Origin of the sequence: uncultured Roseobacter sp., assembly GCF_947491795.1 — a bacterium.
Lineage (GTDB): Bacteria > Pseudomonadota > Alphaproteobacteria > Rhodobacterales > Rhodobacteraceae > Roseobacter.
Genome location: NZ_CANLKW010000002.1, coordinates 555,445 through 578,760 on the forward strand (window position 1 = coordinate 555,445; position 23,316 = coordinate 578,760).

Consider the following 23,316-nt stretch of genomic DNA (forward strand, 5'->3'; position numbering starts at 1 on the left):
GACATCCATCCCTGCAAAACAAGGACAGTCAGCACAGTTCACAGACAGACCCCTCGGACTGTCCGTCGCTGCAAACCACTCACACAGTTACAATCACCGGTACTCCCCACCAGTACTCCGAGACTAGCGATGGCGGCAGAGCTTTGTCACGCGGTTTCTTAACAAACCGGACCTGTCAGGCTGTCAGGACGGTCCCATCAGTACCTGAAACAGTCACAGAGGCGATTTGTCCGGGCGTCAGGGGAGTGGCTGTCTGCACCTCGGCAAACTGCTCTGTACGCCCCATATGAGGGCTTTCCATCAGTACTTTATGACCGCGGCCCAGTTGTTGCTGCAGATGGCGTCTGACCTGGGTCGCGCCTGCGTCCCGGAGTAGTCCTGCACGCTCGCGAATGGCTGCACCGTCCACTGCGGGCATTCGTGCGGCCGGCGTGCCCTGGCGCGGCGAATAGGGAAACACATGCAGCCATGTCAGATCGCACTCCCGGATCAGGGCGAGGCTGTTGGCGAACATCGCATCCGTTTCTGTCGGAAATCCTGCGATGATATCTGCACCAAACGTCATCTCTTGGCGCAGCTTTCGCGCATCTTCGGTAAATCGGATCGCGTCATCGCGCAGATGCCTGCGCTTCATTCTTTTGAGAATCAGATCGTCGCCGTGTTGCAGGGACAAATGCAGGTGCGGCATCAAACGCGGTTCTGTTGCGATGGCCTGCATCAGATTTTCATCGACCTCGATGCTGTCGATTGAACTGATCCGCAAACGCGGCAGATCCGGCACCAGCCGCAGGATCCGCATCACCAGATCTCCCAGTTTGGGCGTTGCAGGCAGATCTGCGCCCCAACTGGTCAGATCCACACCGGTCAGGACAACTTCGTTGTACCCCTTGTCCACCAGGCGTTTGATTTGATCTACGACCACACCAGCAGGTACCGACCGCGAGTTGCCCCGGCCATAAGGGATGATGCAAAAGGTGCACCGATGGTCACACCCGTTCTGCACCTGTACGTACGCCCGGCTGCGGGTGCCAAAACCATCAATCAGGTGCCCTGCTGTTTCAGTGACAGACATGATGTCGTCGACCTGCAAAGCTTCGGTTTCTCCGATGAAGTCAGCGGCCAGACCGGTCCAGGTGCTTTCCTGCATCTTTTCGGTATTGCCAATGACTGCGTCGACCTCGGCCATTGCGGTAAAGGTTTCCGGTTCTGTCTGAGCGGCGCAGCCGGTCACAATCAGCCGCGCATCAGGATTTTCACGACGCAGGCGCCGGATGTCCTTGCGGGCTTTGCGCACCGCCTCTGCGGTCACCGCACAAGTATTCACAACAACCGCATTTTTCAGCCCGGCCGCTCCGGCCAGCTCCCGCATTGCCTCTGTTTCGTAGGCGTTCAGGCGGCACCCCATGGTAGAGAAAACAGGCGCGCTCATGCGATGGCGTCCATAAACGACCGGGTGAGATGACCCGAGAAAACATGCATGCTCGGCCCTGTCATCCAGACACCGTCGTCTCGCCAGTCGATCAGCAGAGTACCACCGTCCAGATCAATACGTACTTTGCGCCCGGTGAGGCCACGCCGTGCGGCGGCAACAGCGGTCGCACAGCTGGAGGAACCTGAGGCCAGGGTGATTCCCACACCCCGTTCCCAGACCCGCATACGCAGGTGGTCCGGCCCGATCAGCCCGGCGACCTGAACGTTGGTGCGTTCGGGGAACAGCGGATGATGCTCGTGGGCTGCGCCAAAACCGGCAAGATCCACAGCCTCTGCATCCGCAACAAAGAAAGTGCAGTGCGGGTTGCCCATGCCTGTTGCGACCGGCGCGCCATCAATCGGCAGGGACAGGGTATCCGTCTCATGCGCCAGCGGGACATCCGCCCAGTCGGTCTGGGGGTGTCCCATATTGACAGCCGTCAGCCCGTCACCGGCATCATACGCCTGTAAAACACCGCGATCTGTTGTCAGATCCAGAGAAGTTGCGGCCGTTTCCTGCATGACATATCGGGCGATGCAGCGGGTCGCGTTTCCACAGGCCGCTGACAGCGAACCATCCGCATTGTAGAAAGTCAGGTGCAGGCCGCGCGGGCCTGTGGACATTACAGCAAGCTGATCAAATCCGACCCCGCGGTGGCGGTCACCCAGCGCGCATGCGAGACCGGGTGTGACATCAATTCCATCCGCGCGCGCGTCCAGAACGACAAAGTCGTTTCCCAGCCCGTGCATCTTCATGAAGGGCATTCCGATATCTTCTGCGCTGCGCATGGCGGGCATATAAGCTGATGCGGCGAAACTATCCAGTATGTCCTTGCGAAAAGGCGGATTTGGGGCTTGACCCGGTCCCGGCACCTTTCTAAGTAGACCGCCTAGTGGGGCCGTTAGCTCAGTTGGTAGAGCAGCTGACTTTTAATCAGCGGGTCGCAGGTTCGAATCCTGCACGGCTCACCATTTGTATTTTCTGTCGTTTACTCAGAAGAACGCAGGCTTGCGTGTAAGTGTGCAGATTTGTCGGTTCGGTCACTGCTGCTGAAATCAGAGTTGTGTTCGGACCGGTTGATATTGCGGCGTAGGCAAGACCAGATATCCTAAGAACAAATCCGGAAAACTCGGATAACAGTCATGGCTTACTGGTATACTGCCGATACGCATTTCGGTCATGAGAACGTTATGAAGTTCTGTGATCGCCCCTTTTCCTCCGTGGAGGAGATGGATGCCGTCTTGATCGCAAACATGTGCGAGAGGGTTCACGAGGATGTCGATCTCTGGATCATTGGGGACTTCGCTTTTGGCCCAAGGTCAAAGGATGCTGGCTACCTTAAAGGGATATTCGATCAGTTACCGGGCGCTTGAAAGCACTCGACTGTTGGGAACCATGACAGCGAATCGACTTTGATACTGCCATGGGATGCTGTGTTTCCACTTGTTGAGCTCCGGGACGGCCCGCTCAAGCAGTTGAATACGAATTGCCACTAAGCGGCCTTGTGACGTGGAAAATGCTCGGCTCAAGCACGCTGATAGAACCTGGCTTTCCAATCAAGGTTCCGCAACAAGCAAATCAAGACATTATCTGGAATCTGGTTGCAAAACATGCCCGGGAACACGGCGTCGTGTGTATTCACCACGGTGAGTGCCAACATATCTTCAAAGACAAGTCCGCCGAGGCCCGGAACATTCTGATCGATAGCTTCAAGTCTCTGCTCAGGAAGCCCGGTTGGCCGCTCATGCTGATCTTCTCCGGTGTGAAGGGGCTTCGGGAATTTATCATGACCGACTGTATCTCGACCGAACAGTGCGTTGGACACAACCCGGAGGTCGGCGACGGTCTGAAGGGTTTCGGCAAGAGCCTTAAGGACGTGATGAAGAGTGGCCAGCTTGATCGATACGTCAAAGTGCACGATCTGCTTGGCCAGGGCAGCTTTGTCGTGATCTGCAACCTTGTTCAACAGGGCGGCGCGGACTGGGCGTGGTTTGATCTGTTTCGTCTCCAAGGCAGCGCGATCGTTGAGCGCTGGCACATTAAAAAAAGACCGGCGCAAAGGAGGTCCGGAACAATTCTGGCAAGTTTTGAAGTGCCTGCGCCCTAATAAAACAGGCTTTTGGGCGAATGCGGGCTGTAAGCGGGTCTCTTGTTCAATTCTCGATATGGGTATCGAAGCGAACGGCGGCCATAAAGGGCCGCAACGCAGGACTATGCCGACTTGGATGAGCCGTCGGCGCATTCCATACCTCTGCGCCAATCCTGTGTGATGTATCGATGTTTGTTCTGACATACCGATACGGGCATAAGGATTATGTTCGACCGCTCTTTGGGCGACAGCGCTAAGTTGGAAGGGGGTGGAAACATGTCGATGCAAAAGTGACAAACGCATCTACCTTCCGTGATCCCTTCAGTTTTGGAGGTCGTAAGCAGGATATTGGGGCCTCTGTTGATCGCAGGCATTCCGGTAAGACTTCGACCAGTTGACCGGTCTCCAGTTCACTTGCCACAGCCAGTATCGATTTGATGGCAATGCCTGCTCCCTGTGTGACCGCATCCGTCAGGATATCTGAATTCGAGACTGTCACGGAAACTCTGGGCATGCTCGCGCCAATCCCCCAGTCTTTTTGCCAGGGCAAACAAACCGCCTGATGCTCCGCCAGATCCGACAGGACCTGAGGCACACCGTGGCGTTTGATATATGAAGGCGCAGCACACAGGATGCGCCGGTTGTCCGCCAGTTTTCTGGTCAGATTGCTGCTGTCAGTCAAAGCGCCGACACGGATCGCACAGTCTTGTTGTTCTTCCACCAGATTGACGAAGCGATCAACAGTGAGGAAGTCAAACGTCAACCCTGGCTCAGCCTCCCGGAGTATGTGAAGTCTGGGCAGGACGAAACGCGAAAAGATCCAGGGCGCCATGGTTACACGTAAATGGCCTTTCAGCCTGCCGCCATTGCTCCCGATCTCCAGTTCGGCATCAGTGAGATCGTCCAGGATGGTCTGAACCCGTTCGAGAAAGGACAACCCCTCAACGCTCAGCGAGATCATCCGGCTGCTGCGATGGAACAGAACCACGCCGAGGTACTTTTCCAGTTTGCTGAGCCTGTGACTCACAGTTGCCGGAGACAGGCCCTGTTCCTGGGCGGCAGCGGTGATGCCACCGCGCTGCGCGATCTGAACAAATGTCTGAAGGTCGTCGATACTATACATTTGGATTTTTCGAATGATGGTTTCGGAAATGACCGCATTATAGCCTGCTTGTTCGAATGATAAACCTTCGGAAATTCAAATCGGAGGAAACATGTTCAGAACACTTATCCAAACTACGCTGCTGAGTGCAGGCCTTTGTACGCAGGCTTTTGCGGAAATCGAAACCTACGCAACCTTCGGGTCAGATATGCCTCCGGGCAATCTGGCGATCAGCCCCGAGGGACGCATGTTTATGTCCGTGCATGAATTCTACGGGAAAGATCTGCGCATCGTTGAGGTCATGCCCGACGGATCAACCAGGCCTTACCCCAATAAAGCATGGGCCAGCGCGCCGGTGGGTGATGGACCCGGACTTAAGGGTGTGCTCGGCCTGCGTGCAGACCGTGAAGGTATCTTGTGGATGCTTGATGGTCAGGGCGAAGGCCAGACCGGGCGTATCGTTGGCTGGGATACCAACACCGAAACGCTGCATGCGATACACTACCTCGGGCAGCCGGCAACTCTGCCGACGAGTTTTCTCAATGACCTCGCAGTGGACCGCGAGCACAACGCAATTTACATCACCGACACCGCTGATGCGGATACCACAGCGCTCATTGTGCTTGATCTCGATACCGGCCGTGCACGGCGTGTTCTGCAAGCCTCACCGTTCACAGTACCCGAAGACACCGAGATGGTGATTGATGGCAATGCAGTCAGTCTTGGCGGCGCACCGGCAAAGATCGGGGCAAATCCCATCACGATCGATCCGACAAATGAATGGGTGTATTTTGCCCCGATGACCGCAAGCGCGATGTACCGGGTGCGCACTACAGATTTGCTGGATGAAACCCTGTCGGATGATGCGTTGGCCGCGCGGGTAGAACGCTATGGCGACAAGCCGATTTCGGATGGGTCAACAATCGATGCCGCGGGCAATGTTTACATCACGTCGATAACCGAAGACGCGGTTGGTGTAACCAGGCCGGATGGCACCTACGAGATCCTCTATCAGGCCGACAACATGTCCTGGCCCGACGGGTTCTCGATGGGGCACGATGGATACGTCTATGTGACAATCAACGAGCTGCATCGCTCACCCGTCCTGAATGACGGCGTCGACGCGACACAAGGCGAATTCAGCATCATGCGCTTCCCTGCATTGGGCGGCGGCGTGTCTGGGAGGTAGCTCCATGCTCTACAAACTCGACTTTACAGTTGAATATGACACCTCAATGCAACAGCAGGGGCTGCTGGGTGTCTGGGCCGAAGAAGCAGAAGCGGCACTTGGTGCTAAATCAGCTGGTGTTGTCGTCGATCTTTGGAAAGTGGTGGGTGAACGCAAGGTTCTGGCAATAGTCGATGTCGAAACCCCTGATGATCTTGACCGCATTCTGTTTGATCTGCCGATCATGCAAAAGATGGGACATTTTGTTCAGGTCGACGTGAAATCCCTGCGACGCTATGAGGACTTTGCGGCGGACGTCAAAGAGCGGCTTGGACGCGTGTAACGCCATCATCGGGGCGCGCAGTGGAAGCGCGTCCCTTACCCAGCTGAAACCCTGCAATGACTGAGCGCATCCAATCAATGCTCCGAGTTCCGGACGATGCCATTATTTTCTATTCCGACGTTTGCGGCCTGGCCTTGGTCGACCAGGTGGATTTCGAAGATTTTTATCTCACCCAGCTGAGCGATCAAAACAGCGATTTTGTATTCTGACCGGCCCTCAGCAATAAGGAGCATGAGCCCTGTAAGCTCGACAATGTATGCGGCTACTTTGCAGTGTCCGTTGTTGATCCTGATGCGGGACATACGAAATATGTCGACCTGGGGATGGAGGTCAGGGACATCTTTGCCTTCGCGCGGGGCGGTTCAATTAAGGCCCATTCGACCCCTGGTAAACTTGTTTTCAGATTGCTTGTGATCGCAGAAATCAGTCTTTGAGCAGGTTAAATACAATGGCAACTCAGTCCGCTTAACTATGCACTTCGCGGACAAGGCGAATGTCTGCGAACCGGGCTGCAGTACAAATTTGCAGCATATGCCGGAGTGACCGGCTTTGGCTGCGAGCAGCGCGTTGCTTTGATGACAGTTTTCGCAATGCCGCGGCGGCTCCATATTCAACTTCGAGCTCTTGTTGCCAGGGTCCGTATTGGCTGTCCTGCGTGGTTGTGTAGTTTGACCGACCATACACCGCAGTGACCCCGCCCCTGATCGGGGCGCAGTGCTGCGGTTGAGATTGGCGTAGACGGCCGGGGCCGGTGCGCCAAGCGATGTGCGGGGCATTTGTGTGTAACAATTATTCCCATATTTTTAGATGATCTTCCGGGCTTCGGCCAGGCTGCCGAAGATGTGTTCGTTTATCAGGTCGAGCCCGTGGTGCACCCGACAGCGGTAACGGGTTCTTCTTCCACCTTGCCACGATGGCTTCTGAAGTCAGAAGGGCTCCTGGAACCAACGGTCCGCTCCGAAGCCATCACCAGCCAGTAGTGGCGAATTGTTCTCTGAGGGCCTTCTTTTGAACTTTGCCCATCGTGTTGCGGGGAAGCTCAGGCAAGATCACCAGCTTTCTGGGCTGTTTGAACCGGGCCAGCGATTTGGAAAGTTTCGCAGTGATCTGATCCAGATCGGGTGCCGCGCCGGGCATTGCCACAAGAACCCCCAGAACACTCTCACCAAAGTCTGCATGCGGAACGCCAATGACCGCACTTTCCAGCACGCCTTCCTGCTCATCAAGCAACAACTCGATTTCCTTGGGATAGATGTTGTAGCCGCCCGAGATGATCAGGTCCTTGCTGCGCCCGACAATGCTGAGGTATCCGTCCGCATCAATCTGTCCAAGATCACCGGTGATGAAAAAGCCATCGCTTCGCAGTTCCTCGGCAGTCTTTTCAGGCATTTGCCAATACCCCTTAAAAACGTTCGGACCGCGTACTTCGATCTCGCCGATGTCGCCTTGTGGCAGCGTTGCGCCGGTCTGACTGTCTGTGATTTTAAGCTCCACCCCGGGCAATGGAAACCCAACCGTGCCGGCGCGGCGTTCACCATCGTAGGGGTTTGAGGTGTTCATGTTTGTTTCCGTCATGCCGTAGCGTTCCAAAATACGGTGGCCGGTGCGATCCTCGAACTGCACGTGGGTTTCCGCCAGTAACGGGGCGCTGCCCGATACAAACAAACGCATATGCGCAGTCAGCTCTTTTGTGAAACGCGCGTCCCCCAGCAGGCGGGTGTAAAAGGTCGGCACGCCCATCATCGTGGTGGCGCGGGGCATTTCTTTGATCATCTGGTCCAAGTCAAACTTTGGCAAAAAGATCATCTGCCCGCCTGCCAGCAAGGTGATGTTGGTTGCCACAAAAAGACCGTGCGTGTGGAAAATCGGCAAAGCGTGCAGCAAGATGTCTGCCGGGGTGAATTGCCATGCGTTCGTCAGCGTCCTGGCGTTGGATAGCAGATTACCCTGGCTCAGCATCGCGCCTTTGGAACGGCCCGTCGTGCCGGAGGTATAAAGGAACGCGGCAAGATCGTCTTCGCTCCGTGTCACAGTTTCAAACGTCTGTGGAAGCGGTTCGGAATGCTGTGCGAAACTGCCAGAGCCGTCACCATTCAGCGTTTCCAGGCGTGCACCACAGCGTCTGGCTATTGGCACGAGATCGCTGTGTTTACGGTCATCACACAGTACAACACCAGCGCCGCTGTTCTCTACAAAGTAAGCGACCTCTTCCGCCGTGTACGCAGTATTAAGAGGCAGGAAGACCAACCCGGCCTGGGCGCAAGCTGCATAGACAGCCAGCGCCTGTGGCGATTTTTCGATCTGAACAGCGACCCGATCACCGGGGGTCAGCCCGATTTGCGTAAGGTATCCGGCATATTGTGCCGCCATTCCCAGGAAGTCCGCGTAGCTCAGCGTTTTGCCACCTGGCAGATGCAAAAAAACAGCGCTACTTTGATCGTGCTGGCCAAACAATGTGTCATAGAGCGGGTTTGTCATTCTTGTGCTCCTGTGAAGCCGGACGAGACCGACGCGCTCAGTCTGCTTACAGCGGCCGAGGCCGCCACGGTCTTTTCAGTGACAAAATGTTCGTGATTGGTGGTAATCTGCGACAGGTCATAGAGGTAGTTGACCATCGCCCCTTTGGACTGGCGCATCCCGTTTTCAGACAGGTCAGCATTGGCATGAACGGCGTGCACCGCCGCCCCGTTGCCAAGATGAAACCGCGCGACCGGATCTGCTGGCAGGTGATCGTATCGTTTTGCGGACAGCAGATAATGGGCTGCCTGTGCTTGCAGGGTGGCGTCATCGGGCGCTGATGTTTGGCGTTGATCAAGCCAGTCAGCCAGGCCCGGGATCGGGGACAGCGTTACAAAGGTATCGAGTGAAGCAAGGTCCCGCGACAGATCAGCGACCACCTGTTTGATCAGTGAATTGCCAAAGGAGATACCCGAGAGGCTGGCCTGGCAGTTCGAGATAGAATAGAATACTGCCGTGTCGGCTTCCTCTGCCTCAATCGGCGCGCGCCCTTCGGCCAGCAGTGTCTGGATGGAGTTCGGGATGCCCTGGGTGAGAGCAACCTCAACAAAAATCAGCGGCTCATCCGGCATTGCCGGGTGGAAAAACCCGAAACAACGCCTGTCAGCAGGTTGCAGCCTCAGACGCAGATCGTCCCAGCTGTCAATGGCATGGACGGCCTCATAGGCGATGATCTTTTCCAGAACTGCCGCGGGGCTCGACCAGTTGATGCGCCGTAAAACCAGAAACCCGCGATTGAACCAGGATGCGAAAAGGTGCTGGAAATCAACGTCCAGCAGCTCGAGTGCCGGGTCCTGGCGCATCATATCCAACAGATCCCGGCGCATGGATACCAGACGCTGTGTCCCGCCACGTACCTGATTGAGCCGTCGCAGCAGTTCCTGGCGACCCGGCTCACTTGCAACAGCAAAAGCACGGTAGCTGCGCTTTGACGGCGAAGCTTTGTAGTCTTTCAGGGTTTCCACAACCTCGACCGGGTCGATTTCCAGATCGCATAGCAGAAAGTCAAAGAACGCCTTTTTGCCCTCAGCATCAGCGCGCGCATACTGGTCCAGAATTAAACGCGCCAGCGTGGTTCCGGACACCTCACCCTGGGTGCCCAGCAGGTCGCGGGCCAGATCGGCAATCGCGCGTCCCTGTGCATCCGTCGATACGGCGCGTGCGAAACGACGTTCAAACACGGTTGAGAACAGACCGCTGAGGTAACTCATATCGCAGTCCCCATGACAGCGTTTGGCAGCCAGGTGGCGAGTCCCGGGAAGATGCACAGCAGAATGATCGCAATGACCATACAGGCGACAAATGGAAGAGACCCTTTGAGGATTGTTTTCAGCGAGATATCCGGCGCAATCCCGTTGATCACGTAAAGGTTCAGGCCAACGGGAGGCGAAATCAGGCCGATTTCCATGTTGATGGTCAGAACAACTGCAAACCAGATCGGATCAAAGCCCGCTGTCGTGATGATCGGGAGGAGGATAGGCGCTGCCATCAAGATCACAGCGACAGGCGGCAGGAAGAACCCCGCGATCAGCAGGAAAATATTGACCGCGCCCATCAGCACCCATGGGTTCACATCCAGCGTTCCAATCCATGCCGCAATGGACTGTGTGATGAACAGGCTTGATAACATGTAGGAAAAGACACCGGCCGCGGCGATAATGAACAGGATCATCACGCTTTCTTTGGTGCTGTCGCGCAAGACGACCCACAGATCCGCAGGGTTCCACAGTTTGTAGATCACCATTGCGATGATCAGACACAACAGAGCGCCGACTGCTGCTGTTTCCGACGGCGTGGCGACCCCGCCATACATCGCATAAAGCACACCCACGATGATGAAGAGGAACGGCAGGACCCGTGGCAAAATTTCGATTTTTTCTTTCCACGAGTAGGTGCCCTGTGCCAGCAATTTCTGGTCGCCGGATTTCCATGTTGCATAGAGCGACCAGGCCATGAACAGGCCGACCAGCATAAGGCCTGGGAGGACACCGGCAAGAAACAGGCGCCCGATGGATTGCTCTGTCGCAATGCCGTAAACGATCATCGTGACCGAAGGCGGAATAAGGATACCCAAAGTGCCGCCTGCCGCAATGGAGCCCGCGGCAACACCGTCAGGGTATCCACGCTTGCGCATCTCCGGGATGCCCATTTTGCCGATGGCGGCGCATGTCGCCGGGCTGGAGCCGGACATCGCCGCAAACAACGCGCAGGCGCCAAGATTTGAAATCACAAGACCGCCCGGCACACGGGTCAGCCAGCGCTCCAATGCTTCATAGAGGTCGGCACCCGCGCGCGTGGATGCGATGGACGACCCCATAATAATGAACATCGGGATCGACAGAAGTGCGAAGTTATCAAGCTTGCCGAAAAGGATCTCGGGCAGCAGTTCCAGCGAGCGCACGCCATCGAAGATCATGATGAAGGCTGTAGAGACAATCAAAAGGCCGAGGGCCACGGAGACCCCGGAAAAGAGGACGCAAATGGTGCAGACAGCGACAATCGCGCCGAGTGTGAGCGGATCCACTACCCGTCCTCCAGGCCAAATGGTTTTTCAATTTTCAGGAGGATCGCGACCATGTCTGCAATGAGTTGCAGCATAAACAGGGCAAATCCGATGGGCAAAGCCAGATAAGGTATCCACAGTCGCACGCCCCAGACAGTGTCAGACTTCCAGTTGCGCTCCCAAGTGAGATGCCAGAATTCATAAGAATGCCATAGCATGATCGCGACCATCACGATGGACAGCGACAGTGTGAACATCGCCAGAACGAAACGCGCACGTGGCCCCAGAGCGAGTGGGATCAGATCGACATTCACATGTCCCCGCAGGCGCTGAACGTAGGGAAGACCTATCAGGGTCGCACCAATGGCAAGGTATATCACCGCCTCTGTCTGCCAGATGGTCGACCCGTTCAGCACAAACCGCACAAAGATCATCTGGCAGGTGATCCCGATCGCCGCAACGATCATCGCGGCCGAGCACCAGCCTGCAAGTGTAGAGAGAGCAGCCACGAGACGCAGAAAAGGGTTGTTCCCTGTCTGTGCCACCGCGACAGAGCTTTGGCCTGCCATAGTGATGTCCTTAAACAACGGGTAAATGGGATTGGGCCACGCACGAGCACGGCCCAATCAGGTCGGTTACTCGACAGCCAGTGCCATATCGAGCAGCTCCTGGCCGCCCTCAACTTCAGAGACGAACTTGGCATAAGAGGTTTCCTGTGCCAGCGCGCGCCATGCCTCAAAGTCTTCGGCGGACATCTGGGCAATTTCGACACCCGCGTCGCGGAATACCTGCTCGGATGCAGCGTCCTGCTTTTTGGCTTCCTCCAGATAGAATGTCTGTGCTTTTGCAGACGCTTTCAGCAATGCTTTCTGCTGGTCGGCATTCAGCCCGTCAAATCTCGATTTGTTGATCAGAAGCGGTTGATACATGAACCACAGCGCAACATCGCCCGCGGGTGTGTAGCAGCTGACCTGCTCGTAAATCCGGTAAGATACAAAGGACGAAGACGACGTATTTGCCGCGTTCAGAACACCTGTTTGCATCGCGTTGTAGATCTCGGATGAGGCCATGCCTGTGATCGACGCACCAGCACCGGCCAGCATCTGTTCAAACGCCTTACCCGCCGCGCGTGTCTGCAGCCCTTTGACATCCTCTGGCTTGGTGATGCACTTGTCTTTGCCGACAAAGCCACCGGCGAGGTAGCCGTGTACCAGCACCATTACGTCATCGTCGGCCATTTTCTCCTCAAGTGCAGCCATGAACGGCGATGCACTCAGGCGGGCGGCGTGATCGTGGTTCTTCACCATGCCGGGCATCAGCGTCAGGTTATAGGCAGGTTGCTGGCCACCCGCGTAGCTCAGCGGCAGAACGGTCATGTCAAGCTGGCCGCGGCTCAGCGGGCGGTATTGCTCACGGGGCTTGAAAAGAGACTTGGAACCGAAAATCTGGATTTCCAGATCAACGCCGGCGGCGGCCACATCATCGGCAACCATCTGCGCGACCTGGTGACGTATGTCTTTGTTGGACCACTGGTGCGACAGGCGCAGTGTTTCAGCACTCGCCGCCGATGCAATGGTCAGGCACGCTGCGATGGCCGTCGCCGTCAGTTTCGCGAAATTCATAATTTCCTCCCTGGGTGTGTATCAACTTGTGATGTTGACGCTGCGCGGGAAGGTCACACGCCTCGCATAACAAGTCAATAATCTTGTATACAATAACTCTGATATTGCATTTTGAACTGATGCCGTGGTAGATAGTACAGATGGATATCAGACGTGCAGACCAGATTGCAGATACGCTTGAACAGCTTGTTTTTGCGGGTGAATTTCAGGACGGTGATCGCCTCGATGAGCTGAAGCTGGCTGAGCAGTTCCATGTTTCCCGAACGCCGATCCGGGAAGCTCTGCAGGTGCTGGTCACATCCGGCATGGCCGAGCAAATCCCGCGCCGCGGCGTTTTCATCCGCCAGCCAGGACCAGTTGAGTTGCTGGAAATGTTTGAAACGATGGCCGAGATCGAGGCCGTCTGTGGCCGCCTCGCTGCGACGCGCATGAGTGATCAGGAACTGGACGCGCTGGCAGACGCAAACGATCGCTGCCAGCAGGCTATCCAGGCGTCAGATCACGATCGCTACTATTCGGAAAACGAGACGTTTCACCAGATCATCTACAGGGGCGCCGCGAACAGTTTCCTTGAAAAACAGGCGAAGCAGCTGCAAAACCGCCTGAGAGCCTACCGGAGGATTCAGCTCCGTTTCCGGGGACGGCTCAGGCAATCCATGAGCGAGCATTCCGAAATCCTGCAATTCCTCAGAGATGGTGATGCGGATAACACCGCCAGGGCGCTGAGGGGGCACGTTGCCGTCCAGGGTGAAAAATTCCATCAGCTTATGGCAAGCCTTAAGCGCTGAGTTTTGCCGTTTGACCGGTCGTAACTGGCCTTTGGCTTCCGCAATTAGGGAACGTTCTTCGGGGTTCTGAAGTCCTGCTGCCGTAAGTGCGGTGCATGCATCCTTCAGCGGGCCGTGCAGCACCAAATATCGAATGGGGCTGAATGCGGCGAGGGACCGAATGCAACCGCAGTGGTCGCCCCCTTTGTTTCAGGACGTGCCGGTGTATCAATGTGAGGCTGAATGTCCAAACCAGCCGGTGGGTCGGTGACCGGTCATACCCGGGGACAGTCAGCGATCAGGTGTCACAAACGGTTTCTCACGGTCAACGCGCTGATGATGAAAATCAGGCAAAGTTGCTCTTTTGCAAAACGATGTGGCGGGACCGCTGCGCGCGGATGTCTGACACCCCTGATCAATTGCTGGCGGGTGCAAATCCATATGCGTCTTTACAAAACTAGTTTAGTAGTTATGTTTGTGGCATGACGATTCGAACCAGACATGCCCGCGCTCTTGCAGCCCTCGGTCACGATGCCCGGCTGGCAATTTTTCGATTGCTTGTCAGGGTAGGGCGCGACGGCTTGCGGGTTGGGGAGATAGTGCAGCATCTCGACATGGCACCATCGACACTGGCGCATCACCTTTCGACGCTTGTTTCTGCTGAACTGGTTGTGCAGGAAAAAGTTGGCCGGGATGTAATAAACCGTGCAGATTTTGACGTCGCGCAGCAGCTTGCAGATTTCATAACATCCGAGTGCTGCGAAGGCGTGTCACTCAATCAAAAAGAGAATGCCGCGTGATGGCATGCGGGTATTTTCTTCACTCTGAAAAAACTACAAAACTGGATATATAACTATGTCTGCCTCCTCCCATATTTCCGTACGGCCAGGTGCTGTGCTTTGGAAATTCGCTTCTGAACAGCGCGTCTGGCTGGCTTCGGCGTTGATTCTCTTGCTTCTGGCTGTATTTGACCGGCCACAGGCCGTCGACAGCACAGATTTCGCAGTGGCGGCTCTGCTGCACACCGCGCCATATCTGATCTTTTCAATTGCTGTCGCGGCCTTTGCAGGTGCGACCGGGGCGGACAATCTGATCGCCCGCGCCTTTACCGGAGCTCCTGTCGTTATGATACTGCTGGGCGCCGTGGCAGGTGGTCTTTCGCCTTTCTGTTCCTGCGGCGTTATTCCGCTGATCGCAGCACTGCTTGCGATGGGTGTGCCCCTGTCGGCGGTCATGGCCTTCTGGCTGGCCTCTCCTATTATGGACCCCTCCATGTTCTTTCTGACAGCAGGTGTTCTGGGTGCGGAGTTCGCGGTCGCAAAAACCTTTGCAGCCATCGGGCTGGGTGTTTTCGGCGGTGCTGTTGTCTACATGCTGAGCAAGGGCGGAGCACTGAATGACCCGCTGCGAGAGGGCATTGGCAATGGTGGCTGCGGGGGCGCCAAGGTTCGGGCACCAAAGCCGGTGGTCTGGAAATTCTGGACTGATAGTGAGCGCCGCGCAAAATTTGCCAGCAACGCGTTGAGCAACACTCTCTTCCTCGGCAAATGGCTGTTTCTGGCCTTCATTCTCGAAAGTCTGATGTTGGCGTGGGTTCCGGCTGAAATGGTGACCCAAGCTCTTGGTGGTGACGGCGTGTTGCCCATCGTCACGGCAACTCTTGTCGGCGTTCCTGCTTATCTGAACGGTTATGCAGCCCTGCCTCTGGTTGGTGGGCTGATCGAACAGGGTATGGCGCCTGGGGCAGGTATGGCCTTTCTTGTCGCGGGTGGCGTCACCTCGATCCCGGCGGCAATGGCCGTCTGGGCGCTCGCAAAACCGCGTGTCTTTGTCCTTTACATCCTTCTGTCCCTTTCGGGTGCCTTTGCCGTTGGCCTCCTGTTTCAGCTTTGGCAAACGATCTGAAAACGAATTACCCGGGCGACATTCGTTTCCCGGGTCTGTTCGAAGATGTATTGGCCACGTTCGGGCTGTAAATGACGATTGCCGGACAAGCGAATGCGCCACTGCCCCAGGCAGTATTCTGCCCGGCATCGACAAGGAAACCGGACAGAAAATTGTCGATGGCGCGCACAGGATCTGTCCCTATTCAGCCGCTGTCAGAGGCAATATCGATGTCGATCTGGCTTTGCAGTGATCAGTTGATGGGGGCCCCTGTGCGGGTCCCCGTCATCGGTGTTGCGAAGGCTTGAGATGCGGTAAAAGAGCTGGTGCGTGTCGTGGTTTATGTGTTCTCCCGCGCGAAGGCCCGTATCGCCTCCATGACCGCAGTAGCGTGATCCGCATCCAGCGCTGCTGCGTTGGGGTCCGCAAAAGCACCACTGTCGTTGTCAAAGTACGATCCGGATGCATCCGCAAAACGTGGGCCCAGGGCTGCATCGACCAGGATGTCAGCGCCGATGTTCAGATCACTGCCCGCGACGCCAAAGCCTTCTTTGACCATTTTTGATGCCAGCAGTGAGCCTGGGTTCACGGCGATCATGGCTGGCCCATCCGGAAGCTCTCTGGCCCATTCGCGCGTCCAGATCGTGATGGCAAGTTTGCTCTGCGCATAGGCCTCCATATCCGACAGGCGTGTTTTGCCCGCCAGCGCATCAAGGTTTACCCGCGCCTGCGCCGCTGACGACAGGTTCAACACCCGACCGGTCTGCGGGATCAGCGGCAGCAGCCGATCCGTCAGCAGGTATGGTGACAGGGTATTGACCACAAACCGGACGTCGAGACCGCTCGCCAGTGTGGGGTGCGGCGTTTTCAGCACGCCCGCATTGTTGATCAGCACATCGAGCTTTTCGTGTCTGGAGTGGATGGCACTGGCCAGTTCTTTAACGGCAGCGATGTCTGACAGATCGGCGCTGAAGGTTGCGGTATTCCCGCCGATCTCAGTTGCGGCTGCCTGCAGTTTGGTATCGTTGCGACCGTGCAGCAGAACATGGTGCCCGGCAGCCGCCAGCTTTTTGGCGGTCAGCAACCCGATGCCATCAGTGGCGCCCGTTATCAGAATAGTTTTTGTCATGGATCGGTCCTTTTAAGTGAAGTCGGGCAGCAGATCTTCTGCCAGCCGTTTGAGTGTCGTGTCGATTGGAGCGCTGTTAAAGCGCAGGTTCAGAGCCACGTGATTGATGCCGAGGGCTTCAATTTCGCGCAAATACCGGCGCAGAAATCCGGTGCCGGACTGAAAGCCCAGGTGGATGGGCCGTGCCCCGGCGTGCGGATCATCCAGAAGGTCAACGTAAAGCGACTGCATGACCGGCTTGTCCGGCTGGTCTGCCGCTTTGAGGTGCGCGCGGTATTCGGCAACTGCGCGATTTTGCGACCCCGGATCCCGCGGATATGTCATCCACCCGTCGCCGTTTCGTGCGACCCAGTCAGGCGCTTGCTGGCTGCCGCCCGTGATCAGAAGCGGCAGACGTGACCCGCTCGGTTTTGGAAGCATGTCTGTCTGGCCGGACAGGATACCCAGCGGGTTATCATGCCGCGGAAAAGGCTCCGCCATCCTGCGAATGTACGCAATACTATCCCGGAACCGGGCGCCGCGTTCAGGGTAGTTTTGCGCCATGGCCGGGTATTCTTCGGGCCGGTCACCGGAAGCGACACCGAGAAGCAACCGGCCCGCCGACAAAACGTCCGCTGTCGCCGCTGCCTTCGCAACATGCGCCGGGTGGCGCAGTGGCAGGATAATGCTGGCGGTTCCCAGGGCAATATGTCCGGTCATCGCGCCGAGCGTGCCCAGATAGACAAATGGATCAAACATCTGTCCGGGATCCCCAAAGCCAGGCACGTTGAACGGAACATCCCGCAGCCACAACGCCTGAAATCCCAACTGTTCCGCCAGTTGAGCGATCTTTACATGCCCGCGCATTGTCGGCTCAGCACCCACCGCGTAAGCCTCCAGTGGCAGTACCAGCCCCAGACTAAGCCGACCGGGGCGAAAAACCCGGTTATAAGCTTTGTTGATCACCGGGAACTTTCCGGTTGCTGTTCTATCCAAAACAATGCCTCCCTCAATACCGCACAAGCGTCCGGCTCTCGATGCTTTTGCGGATTGTCGTGACGTTCGGGTCCTCGACCATATCGAGAGCGCTGTGTGCGATTGATGGCAGACCCTGGTTGTCATAAATGTTGAAGAATACAACTTCATCCGGTGTCATCTTTGACTGATACACCCAGGCGTGCGCCGGATTTCCCACCAGCCCCATGATCTGGCCTTTTCGATCAGGGTAGATCAGGTCCAGCAGGATCCAGTCGTCAGAGGCGACACTGGAAGGGCGTACAAAGCCCAGCGGAGCGCTGTTGATCGGGTGCTCAACCGGCCGCCAGACATTGATGAACGCAAAGTGCCCACCGCTCCATTCAGCGGCTTTCTCTGTTCCGAGCAGATCGATCAGACGATGTTTGGCGCCGTCCTCGCTGTAGTCGCTGTGCACGTTGCGAGCGGGTTTCCGGATGGCTTTGGGGTCGTCGATGCGCACCGTGTGGTCGAAAACGACAACCTCCTGCACTCCCAGACGGTCCATGAGGAGCGCGGTCAGTTCCTGATCATAAAGGTCTTTCCAGCTGTCTCCGGTAAAATCACGGACCGCGCCTGGTGCTTGTGCAAATTCAACGGCGTCCCGCTCAAAGCGGACAGGTTCGGCCTCTGCACGCATGTCAGCAACTGATACGCGGGTTGGTGCAAGCTCAGGCGAGATCAGGTTGCCAGCAATGCCGCCGGCGTCCAGTTCAAAACACTGACGTTCGTCCTTGTGAACATGGTAGTTTACTGTTGCGCTCGATGTCATCGCAGAACCCATTTCAGTTAAGTGTTATCTCTGCAGACTGATTTGGTTTATTCGTATACCAAAATAAATGGCTTAAAATTACATACACAATTCGGTAATTGTATATAATGAGTATGGATACAGATGGATTGCGCCTGTTCGCGCTGGCCGCCGAGCTTCTGAACATCAGTGCAGCCGGGCGCAGTCTGGGTATGGCCCCTGCGGTCGCCAGCGCAAAACTTGCCAAACTGGAACACAGTGTCGGCGCGGAATTGCTGCACCGCACAACGCGCAAAGTGTCCCTGTCTGTAGAGGGTGCGGACTTCCTGCCTTTTGCGCGAGAGATAATCGCGCAGGAAGATGCGGCCCTCACGGCCCTGGGTCAGCGATCAGCAGAAATTTCGGGCACACTTCGTTTTGCCGCACCAAGTACTTTTGCGCAGTCCTATATCGCTCCGATCCTGCCGAAATTCCTGGAGAAGCATCCGGGTCTAATCCTTGATCTGCGCCTTTCGGACGTTCAGTTTGATCTGATCGAAGGCAGCTTTGATCTGGCGCTTCGGAATGCGCCGCTCCCTGATACCAGCCTGAAAGGCCGCAAACTCGCGGACGATACGCGTATTCTGTGCGCTGCTCCTGACTATCTGGAAGCCCACGGGGAACCGCAGAAACCAGAGGACCTGGTCGCCCACAAACTGATCGCTTTTCGTGATCTTCGCCCCAGGCAGCTGAAAACCGTACACGGCAACTCAGGGGTCTATTATCCGGGAGCAGCACAGAGCCAGCTGATCATGGATGACGGCCTGAGCCAGAAAAACGCAACACTGGCGGGCGCGGGTATTTCGCTGAATGCGCTTTGGAGTGTTCATGGGGAATTGGCGTCAGGTCGGCTGAAACGGGTTCTTCCGGATCATGAGGGCGCAGAAGAGAACGTGCTTTGGCTGATTTACCCGAAATCAAACGTGCTCTCGCCAAAGGTCCGCTTGTTCATGGACTTCCTGATTGCAGAGATCGGGAAGAAACCTCCCTGGCTGCATCCGGTCGGGCAGTGAGGCGCCCGCGTTGGCAACCAGACTTGTGTGATCAGTCAGGCGGGGGGGGCGCATTCACACGAAAATGCGGCCATGACTTGTTTCGTGGAAACAACCGGCCGTGTCGTCTATACTCATCGAAAGGTTGTTTCGGAGCGCCGCCATGCCTGCAAACTCTGTACGCTTAGCTGAATGAGCCGGGCCAAGCTCGAACTGGCTTTCAATCCGCAAAACGGGCTGGACTATGACACGGAACGCGCGCGTTTGCTCGGCCGGATATCTGAGCTTGTGTACCCCCTCAGTGACGCGGAAAAAGAGGCCTCGCGCGATCTGAAAACGCAGACGCTGGCCATTCGCCAGTCCTTTCTGCAGCGCATATCCGGCTGGTCGTTTCTGAACCGGCGAAACGAGACAATAAAAAACTCGATTGAAAACAGCATCCCGGTTCTGAGCCGCAGGCTCGCATCGGTCGAGGCGGCACGCGTAGAGCGCGATCTGCGGGCGATGGGTTTTGACCGGGTCCATTTTATGTCTGGCTTTGGGACGCAGTGCATTATTGCCGGTACGGACGAAATACTGGTTGTCAGTTTTCGCGGCACGGAACCCGACAGGCTGCTGGATATTCTTGCTGATCTTCTGGCGCTGCCGCTGATGGCCTGGAATGTCCCCGGTCGGCTGCACACCGGTTTCTGGCAGGCACTGCGCGAGGTCTGGCTGGATCCTGGAATGCCCATGCTGGTGTGGCCTGATCCGGACGACAGCGAAGCATCACAGGGGCTGAGTGAAGTGCTCGGACAGTTCCGCCGGTCTGCGCCATCTGCCCCTGTCTGGATATGCGGACACAGTCTGGGCGGCGCGCTGGCGACGCTTGCAGCGGCGCGTCTGGTTGCAGATGGTACTCTGGACGCAGATGACATCGCCGGTGTCTACACATTCGGGCAGCCACGCGTCGGTGACGCTGATTTTGCCGGGAGCTATCCGCTGGCTGAGCGCCATTTCAGGATGGTCAACCGCAACGATATTGTCACCCGCGTGCCGCCCGAAGGTTTGTCGCTGCTCGACACAGCAGCAGGTATGGTCCTTGAGCGGCCTGATGGAAAAGACCGCCCAAACTGGATGTCCCGATTTTGCTACCGTCATGTTGGCAGAGCCGTCTATCTGGATGGCGGGAATGCCCCGGTGTGCGACCCGTCAGCACTTTCTCTGCTGAGCCTACAGGCGCGTGCCCGCTGGGCCGCGTTGGTACAAAAAGGCCCTCTGAGCAGCAGAATATTCTCTGGCATCGGCGATCACTCAATGTCACAGTACAACCATTCAATGAATCCTGATTTAAACAGTACACGCGTGACGGGCACACAAAATACTGATCCAAAAGGAAATTCGACGATTTCTGCTTCTGAAAATTCCGAAAAAGACGCGGCGCGCGCCGGTCTTATGGTGTCGCTTTTCAGCAGCGCGGGCGCGGGGCTGCTGCTGGGTTATCTGGTTGGCATGGCCGTCTCCGAAGTCGTCGGGTTGCTGGTCGGGGCACTCGCAACCGGGCTGGCGGCATTGCTTGGTCTCAATGACAAACACTTCACCGTCACCAAAGGAGTGCGGATCGGCACCTTTTGTTTCACGGCCATTCTGGGCGCTCTGAGCGGCACCTATCTGCGGACACACCAGGTTCTGTCGCCAGAGACGGAGGTCCGGACACTGGCCGAGGCCAAGGCCGAGTACGAGGCGCTGGGTCTGGATGAGGGGACGGTGAAGACACTCCTCGCGAACCTGATAAATGCCGAGAACAAGGCCACTGCTGCGCTGGCGCAGAATGAAACGCTGCAAAAGGCGAAAACGACAGCGCATTTCAGTGGTGGCGTTGCGCTGAATACCTGTGAGCAGCTGCGCACACCCTTTGACAAGACACTCGCGCCCGAAGCCGCGATTAACAACTTCAAGAACGAAGGGGGAGAGGGCTGGGCCGATTTTGCCGCTCTGGTCGAAGACGATATCGAAGGTGCCGATCGCAAAGAGGTACTGTTTATTGCCCGCGACACGATGTGTGCGGGGGACGAGGCATTCGCGCTGTCTGCCACAGTGTGCGATGCTCTCACCGGCGCGGATAAACTCAGCTCTGTCGATGCCTACAAAACGGCTCTGAGCAGCGCGGAGAATATGCAGCCGGTCCTTACCCGTGTCGCGGCTTTACAGAACAAAGAAAACCAGGCGCCGGCGCTGGCGTTACTGACCGGATTGTATTGCACATCAACTGATTAACCGGATTGGAGATTTTGATGCCTTTTCCTGTTTTAAAAATCGTCCGCAGGTGTTTTTCGCGCCCGGCTATCGGGGCGATGGCCGCCACTTTCCTCTCTATGCCGGGTCTGGCCCTGGCGCAGTTTAACCCCGGACAGGTTGAAAGTTCGGTGGTGCGCGTTGTGGTTGGTGCAGGTACCGAGAACGCACGGGCAGCCAGCGGCTTTGTCTGGAACGACGACGGTTTCGTCGTAACCACACTGCATGCGGTGCCCGGTGGACTGGACATCCTGGTAAAATGCCGCGGAGAGAGCTTTCCCGCCACAGTCGCAGGCGTGCTGAAAGAAGCCGATCTGATCGCGTTACAAACCGGCCCGATGCCAAACTGTGCGCCGCTGAGCGAACAGATCAAATCGACAACCCCGCCCAGCCCAGGAGACCGGCTCCATACACTGGGGCATCACGAAAGTTCGCAATCCAAGACGTCGCGGTCGATGGAAAAAGGCTACGCCGACCCCGAAATACTGCGTTATCTGACTTCGGGGCCAACGCGGGACATGCTGGCCCAGTTCAATATCCCCAGTCTTGATCTTGAGATTTTCTACGTGCAAGGCGGGCTGCTGCCGGGGTATTCCGGCGCGCCTGTTTTCGATTCTGCGAACCGGCTGATCGGGATTGTGGATGGCGGGCTTAACAAAGGAACGTCCAACTACAACTGGGTTATCCCTGCGTCCAACATCGAAAAGCTGATGCAGAAAGTGGCTGCTTCAGAAACAACCATCCCGCCGGAAGTTGCACAGATTCAGGGCATTCTTTTCTCGTCTCCAAGTGCTGATGAAAGCGCCGGAACCGTTGTTGAATTCACCGAGCACAATCGGGATTTCCGCTTTGTGCTGTCGAAAACGGCGTCGCTGGCGGATCTTCTGGTAACGGCCGATGATCCTGAGGGTGTCGAGATTTTTCTTGAGGACTACAGACTGGCGGCCGGGGTAGAGGACGATGTCTACGAGGAGATGATCCAGCAACTGCAGTTCGATATCTACGAGGACGAGTACCAGCAACTTATCATTGCTGTGCCTGCTGGTCAGCCCTTGACCTACGAGGAACTGGATCCGGAGGGAAACCCGGGGATATCTGCGCTGTTGTCATCATCTCAGGGTCTCACGGCCAGTCTGCTGACGTTCGAAGTTTTGCCAGAGGGGGATATCCCATCGGGAATTTTGTCTCTGTCCGGATACGAGTGGTATGGCGTTGACGATCCGGCGTTCTTTGACAAGGTCGTTGACGGCCTGATCGAAGATTGCAAGGCCATGGAGGATACCTGCGACGAACATATGGCAGTTGAGATCCCCTTTGACGATCCCGGCGTCAAGGTGGTGAAAGCTGGCCTGCGGCGGGTCACCGGCGGTCCCGATGTATACGATGCCTACGACTATTTCAGTTTCGCCGTCGACGGAGAGTTCATCTTTAAATCCACAGTGACGATTTTTCCGTTCTTCGATGACCCTGATCGTTGCGAGGGAGCAATCACCTGTCCGTCTGATCCCGACCTGGCGCTGGAGCAATACACCCAGCTTCTGGCCGTACATCTGACGACTTTCCGTTAAGGTGCGCGCACTGGGGTGACCGACACCACCCCGGGCGCACTGTTCGCGTTCGGTTGCGCGCAGGGTACGTCTTGTCTCTGTCATCCTGCCCGGACAATATGTGC

At 56.5% G+C, this 23,316-nt stretch carries 22 protein-coding genes, 1 tRNA gene and 1 pseudogene; 12 read left to right on the plus strand and 12 right to left on the minus strand.

The window, feature by feature from the left end:
• Positions 1-175 precede the first annotated feature (175 nt).
• Complete coding sequence (gene mtaB / locus Q1A34_RS09535; RefSeq protein ID WP_300033374.1) at positions 176-1,429, minus strand: tRNA (N(6)-L-threonylcarbamoyladenosine(37)-C(2))-methylthiotransferase MtaB; 1,254 nt, start codon at positions 1,427-1,429, stop codon at positions 176-178.
• The gene (gene dapF / locus Q1A34_RS09540) at positions 1,426-2,268 is read right to left on the minus strand and encodes a diaminopimelate epimerase (protein ID WP_300033375.1); all 843 of its coding nucleotides are present in this window, start codon (positions 2,266-2,268) and stop codon (positions 1,426-1,428) included. Before dapF ends, mtaB begins: the two co-directional genes overlap by 4 nt.
• A 98-nt stretch (positions 2,269-2,366) precedes the next feature.
• Between dapF and Q1A34_RS09545 the strand changes: the two genes are divergently transcribed.
• From Q1A34_RS09545 to Q1A34_RS09555, 3 genes are all read left to right on the plus strand, one after another.
• Positions 2,367-2,442: transfer RNA gene (locus tag Q1A34_RS09545), tRNA-Lys, on the plus strand.
• A 171-nt stretch (positions 2,443-2,613) separates the two neighbouring features.
• Positions 2,614-2,844 carry a hypothetical protein gene (locus tag Q1A34_RS09550; protein WP_300033376.1) on the plus strand — a complete coding sequence of 77 codons (231 nt, stop codon included), beginning with the start codon at positions 2,614-2,616 and terminating at the stop codon, positions 2,842-2,844.
• Positions 2,845-2,975: 131 nt separating this feature from the next.
• Positions 2,976-3,578, plus strand: coding sequence for a hypothetical protein (locus Q1A34_RS09555; RefSeq protein WP_300033377.1), 603 nt, complete (start codon positions 2,976-2,978; stop codon positions 3,576-3,578).
• A 235-nt stretch (positions 3,579-3,813) separates the two neighbouring features.
• Here the strand turns inward: Q1A34_RS09555 and Q1A34_RS09560 are convergent, their stop codons facing one another.
• Positions 3,814-4,392: a substrate binding domain-containing protein gene (locus tag Q1A34_RS09560; protein ID WP_300033378.1), complete on the minus strand. Its 579-nt coding sequence runs from the start codon at positions 4,390-4,392 to the stop codon at positions 3,814-3,816.
• Positions 4,393-4,557: 165 nt separating this feature from the next.
• Positions 4,558-4,683 (minus strand): annotated as a pseudogene (locus Q1A34_RS22040) (LysR family transcriptional regulator); the annotation flags it as partial.
• 91 nt (positions 4,684-4,774) lie between these two features.
• Between Q1A34_RS22040 and Q1A34_RS09570 the strand changes: the two are divergent.
• Genes Q1A34_RS09570 through Q1A34_RS09580 form a run of 3 tightly spaced genes read left to right on the plus strand, consistent with a single transcriptional unit; the run spans position 4,775 to position 6,382 of the window.
• Complete coding sequence (locus Q1A34_RS09570; protein ID WP_300033380.1) at positions 4,775-5,851, plus strand: L-dopachrome tautomerase-related protein; 1,077 nt, start codon at positions 4,775-4,777, stop codon at positions 5,849-5,851.
• Between the two features lie 4 nt (positions 5,852-5,855).
• Positions 5,856-6,173, plus strand: coding sequence for a muconolactone Delta-isomerase family protein (locus Q1A34_RS09575; RefSeq protein WP_300033381.1), 318 nt, complete (start codon positions 5,856-5,858; stop codon positions 6,171-6,173).
• Positions 6,174-6,229: 56 nt separating this feature from the next.
• Positions 6,230-6,382 (plus strand): hypothetical protein, encoded by a 153-nt coding sequence (locus Q1A34_RS09580; RefSeq protein WP_300033382.1) that lies wholly within the window; start codon positions 6,230-6,232, stop codon positions 6,380-6,382.
• A gap of 757 nt (positions 6,383-7,139) precedes the next feature.
• Here the strand turns inward: Q1A34_RS09580 and Q1A34_RS09585 are convergent.
• The 5 genes from Q1A34_RS09585 to dctP form a co-directional block, all read right to left on the minus strand.
• The gene (locus Q1A34_RS09585; RefSeq protein WP_300033383.1) at positions 7,140-8,651 is read right to left on the minus strand and encodes a malonyl-CoA synthase; all 1,512 of its coding nucleotides are present in this window, start codon (positions 8,649-8,651) and stop codon (positions 7,140-7,142) included.
• Entirely contained in the window at positions 8,648-9,901 is a 1,254-nt protein-coding gene (locus Q1A34_RS09590; RefSeq protein WP_300033384.1) for a malonyl-CoA decarboxylase, read from the minus strand. Before Q1A34_RS09590 ends, Q1A34_RS09585 begins: the two co-directional genes overlap by 4 nt.
• Positions 9,898-11,214 (minus strand): TRAP transporter large permease, encoded by a 1,317-nt coding sequence (locus Q1A34_RS09595; protein ID WP_300033385.1) that lies wholly within the window; start codon positions 11,212-11,214, stop codon positions 9,898-9,900. The genes Q1A34_RS09590 and Q1A34_RS09595 overlap by 4 nt, the downstream gene beginning before the upstream one ends.
• The gene (locus Q1A34_RS09600) at positions 11,214-11,762 is read right to left on the minus strand and encodes a TRAP transporter small permease (RefSeq protein ID WP_300033386.1); all 549 of its coding nucleotides are present in this window, start codon (positions 11,760-11,762) and stop codon (positions 11,214-11,216) included. Before Q1A34_RS09600 ends, Q1A34_RS09595 begins: the two co-directional genes overlap by 1 nt.
• 66 nt (positions 11,763-11,828) lie before the next feature.
• The gene (gene dctP / locus Q1A34_RS09605) at positions 11,829-12,815 is read right to left on the minus strand and encodes a TRAP transporter substrate-binding protein DctP (RefSeq protein WP_300033387.1); all 987 of its coding nucleotides are present in this window, start codon (positions 12,813-12,815) and stop codon (positions 11,829-11,831) included.
• Between the two features lie 140 nt (positions 12,816-12,955).
• Between dctP and Q1A34_RS09610 the strand changes: the two genes are divergently transcribed.
• From Q1A34_RS09610 to Q1A34_RS09620, 3 genes are all read left to right on the plus strand, one after another.
• Positions 12,956-13,603, plus strand: coding sequence for a GntR family transcriptional regulator (locus Q1A34_RS09610; protein WP_300033388.1), 648 nt, complete (start codon positions 12,956-12,958; stop codon positions 13,601-13,603).
• A gap of 461 nt (positions 13,604-14,064) precedes the next feature.
• The gene (locus Q1A34_RS09615; RefSeq protein ID WP_300033389.1) at positions 14,065-14,382 is read left to right on the plus strand and encodes a metalloregulator ArsR/SmtB family transcription factor; all 318 of its coding nucleotides are present in this window, start codon (positions 14,065-14,067) and stop codon (positions 14,380-14,382) included.
• A gap of 55 nt (positions 14,383-14,437) precedes the next feature.
• Positions 14,438-15,487 (plus strand): permease, encoded by a 1,050-nt coding sequence (locus tag Q1A34_RS09620; RefSeq protein ID WP_300033390.1) that lies wholly within the window; start codon positions 14,438-14,440, stop codon positions 15,485-15,487.
• 319 nt (positions 15,488-15,806) lie between these two features.
• On the opposite strand, the gene Q1A34_RS09625 is transcribed toward Q1A34_RS09620, so the two are convergent.
• The 3 genes from Q1A34_RS09625 to Q1A34_RS09635 are packed head-to-tail and all read right to left on the minus strand — an operon-like array spanning position 15,807 to position 18,360.
• Positions 15,807-16,595, minus strand: a complete 789-nt coding sequence (locus tag Q1A34_RS09625) for an SDR family NAD(P)-dependent oxidoreductase (RefSeq protein WP_300033391.1) — start codon at positions 16,593-16,595, stop codon at positions 15,807-15,809.
• A gap of 12 nt (positions 16,596-16,607) precedes the next feature.
• Positions 16,608-17,570 carry a TIGR03571 family LLM class oxidoreductase gene (locus Q1A34_RS09630; RefSeq protein ID WP_300033392.1) on the minus strand — a complete coding sequence of 321 codons (963 nt, stop codon included), beginning with the start codon at positions 17,568-17,570 and terminating at the stop codon, positions 16,608-16,610.
• Between the two features lie 13 nt (positions 17,571-17,583).
• Positions 17,584-18,360: a CmcJ/NvfI family oxidoreductase gene (locus Q1A34_RS09635; RefSeq protein ID WP_300033393.1), complete on the minus strand. Its 777-nt coding sequence runs from the start codon at positions 18,358-18,360 to the stop codon at positions 17,584-17,586.
• A 113-nt stretch (positions 18,361-18,473) separates the two neighbouring features.
• Between Q1A34_RS09635 and Q1A34_RS09640 the strand changes: the two genes are divergently transcribed.
• The 3 genes from Q1A34_RS09640 to Q1A34_RS09650 all read left to right on the plus strand — a co-directional run bounded on the left by Q1A34_RS09640 (position 18,474) and on the right by Q1A34_RS09650 (position 23,212).
• A complete protein-coding gene (locus Q1A34_RS09640) occupies positions 18,474-19,391 on the plus strand; it encodes a LysR family transcriptional regulator (RefSeq protein ID WP_300034104.1) in 918 nt (305 codons plus the stop codon).
• A gap of 171 nt (positions 19,392-19,562) precedes the next feature.
• Positions 19,563-21,626: a lipase family protein gene (locus Q1A34_RS09645; protein WP_300033394.1), complete on the plus strand. Its 2,064-nt coding sequence runs from the start codon at positions 19,563-19,565 to the stop codon at positions 21,624-21,626.
• Positions 21,627-21,703: 77 nt separating this feature from the next.
• Positions 21,704-23,212, plus strand: coding sequence for a serine protease (locus Q1A34_RS09650; RefSeq protein ID WP_300033395.1), 1,509 nt, complete (start codon positions 21,704-21,706; stop codon positions 23,210-23,212).
• Positions 23,213-23,316 lie beyond the last annotated feature (104 nt).

Coding starts and splice junctions, on each gene's coding strand:
- mtaB (WP_300033374.1), bottom strand. CDS start 1,429: ATGAGCGCGCCTGTTTTCTCTACCATGGGGTGCCGCCTGAACGCCTAC.
- dapF (WP_300033375.1), bottom strand. CDS start 2,268: ATGCCCGCCATGCGCAGCGCAGAAGATATCGGAATGCCCTTCATGAAG.
- Q1A34_RS09550 (WP_300033376.1), top strand. CDS start 2,614: ATGGCTTACTGGTATACTGCCGATACGCATTTCGGTCATGAGAACGTT.
- Q1A34_RS09560 (WP_300033378.1), bottom strand. CDS start 4,392: ATGGCGCCCTGGATCTTTTCGCGTTTCGTCCTGCCCAGACTTCACATA.
- Q1A34_RS09570 (WP_300033380.1), top strand. CDS start 4,775: ATGTTCAGAACACTTATCCAAACTACGCTGCTGAGTGCAGGCCTTTGT.
- Q1A34_RS09575 (WP_300033381.1), top strand. CDS start 5,856: ATGCTCTACAAACTCGACTTTACAGTTGAATATGACACCTCAATGCAA.
- Q1A34_RS09580 (WP_300033382.1), top strand. CDS start 6,230: ATGACTGAGCGCATCCAATCAATGCTCCGAGTTCCGGACGATGCCATT.
- Q1A34_RS09585 (WP_300033383.1), bottom strand. CDS start 8,651: ATGACAAACCCGCTCTATGACACATTGTTTGGCCAGCACGATCAAAGT.
- Q1A34_RS09590 (WP_300033384.1), bottom strand. CDS start 9,901: ATGAGTTACCTCAGCGGTCTGTTCTCAACCGTGTTTGAACGTCGTTTC.
- Q1A34_RS09600 (WP_300033386.1), bottom strand. CDS start 11,762: ATGGCAGGCCAAAGCTCTGTCGCGGTGGCACAGACAGGGAACAACCCT.
- dctP (WP_300033387.1), bottom strand. CDS start 12,815: ATGAATTTCGCGAAACTGACGGCGACGGCCATCGCAGCGTGCCTGACC.
- Q1A34_RS09610 (WP_300033388.1), top strand. CDS start 12,956: ATGGATATCAGACGTGCAGACCAGATTGCAGATACGCTTGAACAGCTT.
- Q1A34_RS09615 (WP_300033389.1), top strand. CDS start 14,065: ATGACGATTCGAACCAGACATGCCCGCGCTCTTGCAGCCCTCGGTCAC.
- Q1A34_RS09620 (WP_300033390.1), top strand. CDS start 14,438: ATGTCTGCCTCCTCCCATATTTCCGTACGGCCAGGTGCTGTGCTTTGG.
- Q1A34_RS09625 (WP_300033391.1), bottom strand. CDS start 16,595: ATGACAAAAACTATTCTGATAACGGGCGCCACTGATGGCATCGGGTTG.
- Q1A34_RS09635 (WP_300033393.1), bottom strand. CDS start 18,360: ATGACATCGAGCGCAACAGTAAACTACCATGTTCACAAGGACGAACGT.
- Q1A34_RS09640 (WP_300034104.1), top strand. CDS start 18,474: ATGGATACAGATGGATTGCGCCTGTTCGCGCTGGCCGCCGAGCTTCTG.
- Q1A34_RS09645 (WP_300033394.1), top strand. CDS start 19,563: ATGAGCCGGGCCAAGCTCGAACTGGCTTTCAATCCGCAAAACGGGCTG.
- Q1A34_RS09650 (WP_300033395.1), top strand. CDS start 21,704: ATGGCCGCCACTTTCCTCTCTATGCCGGGTCTGGCCCTGGCGCAGTTT.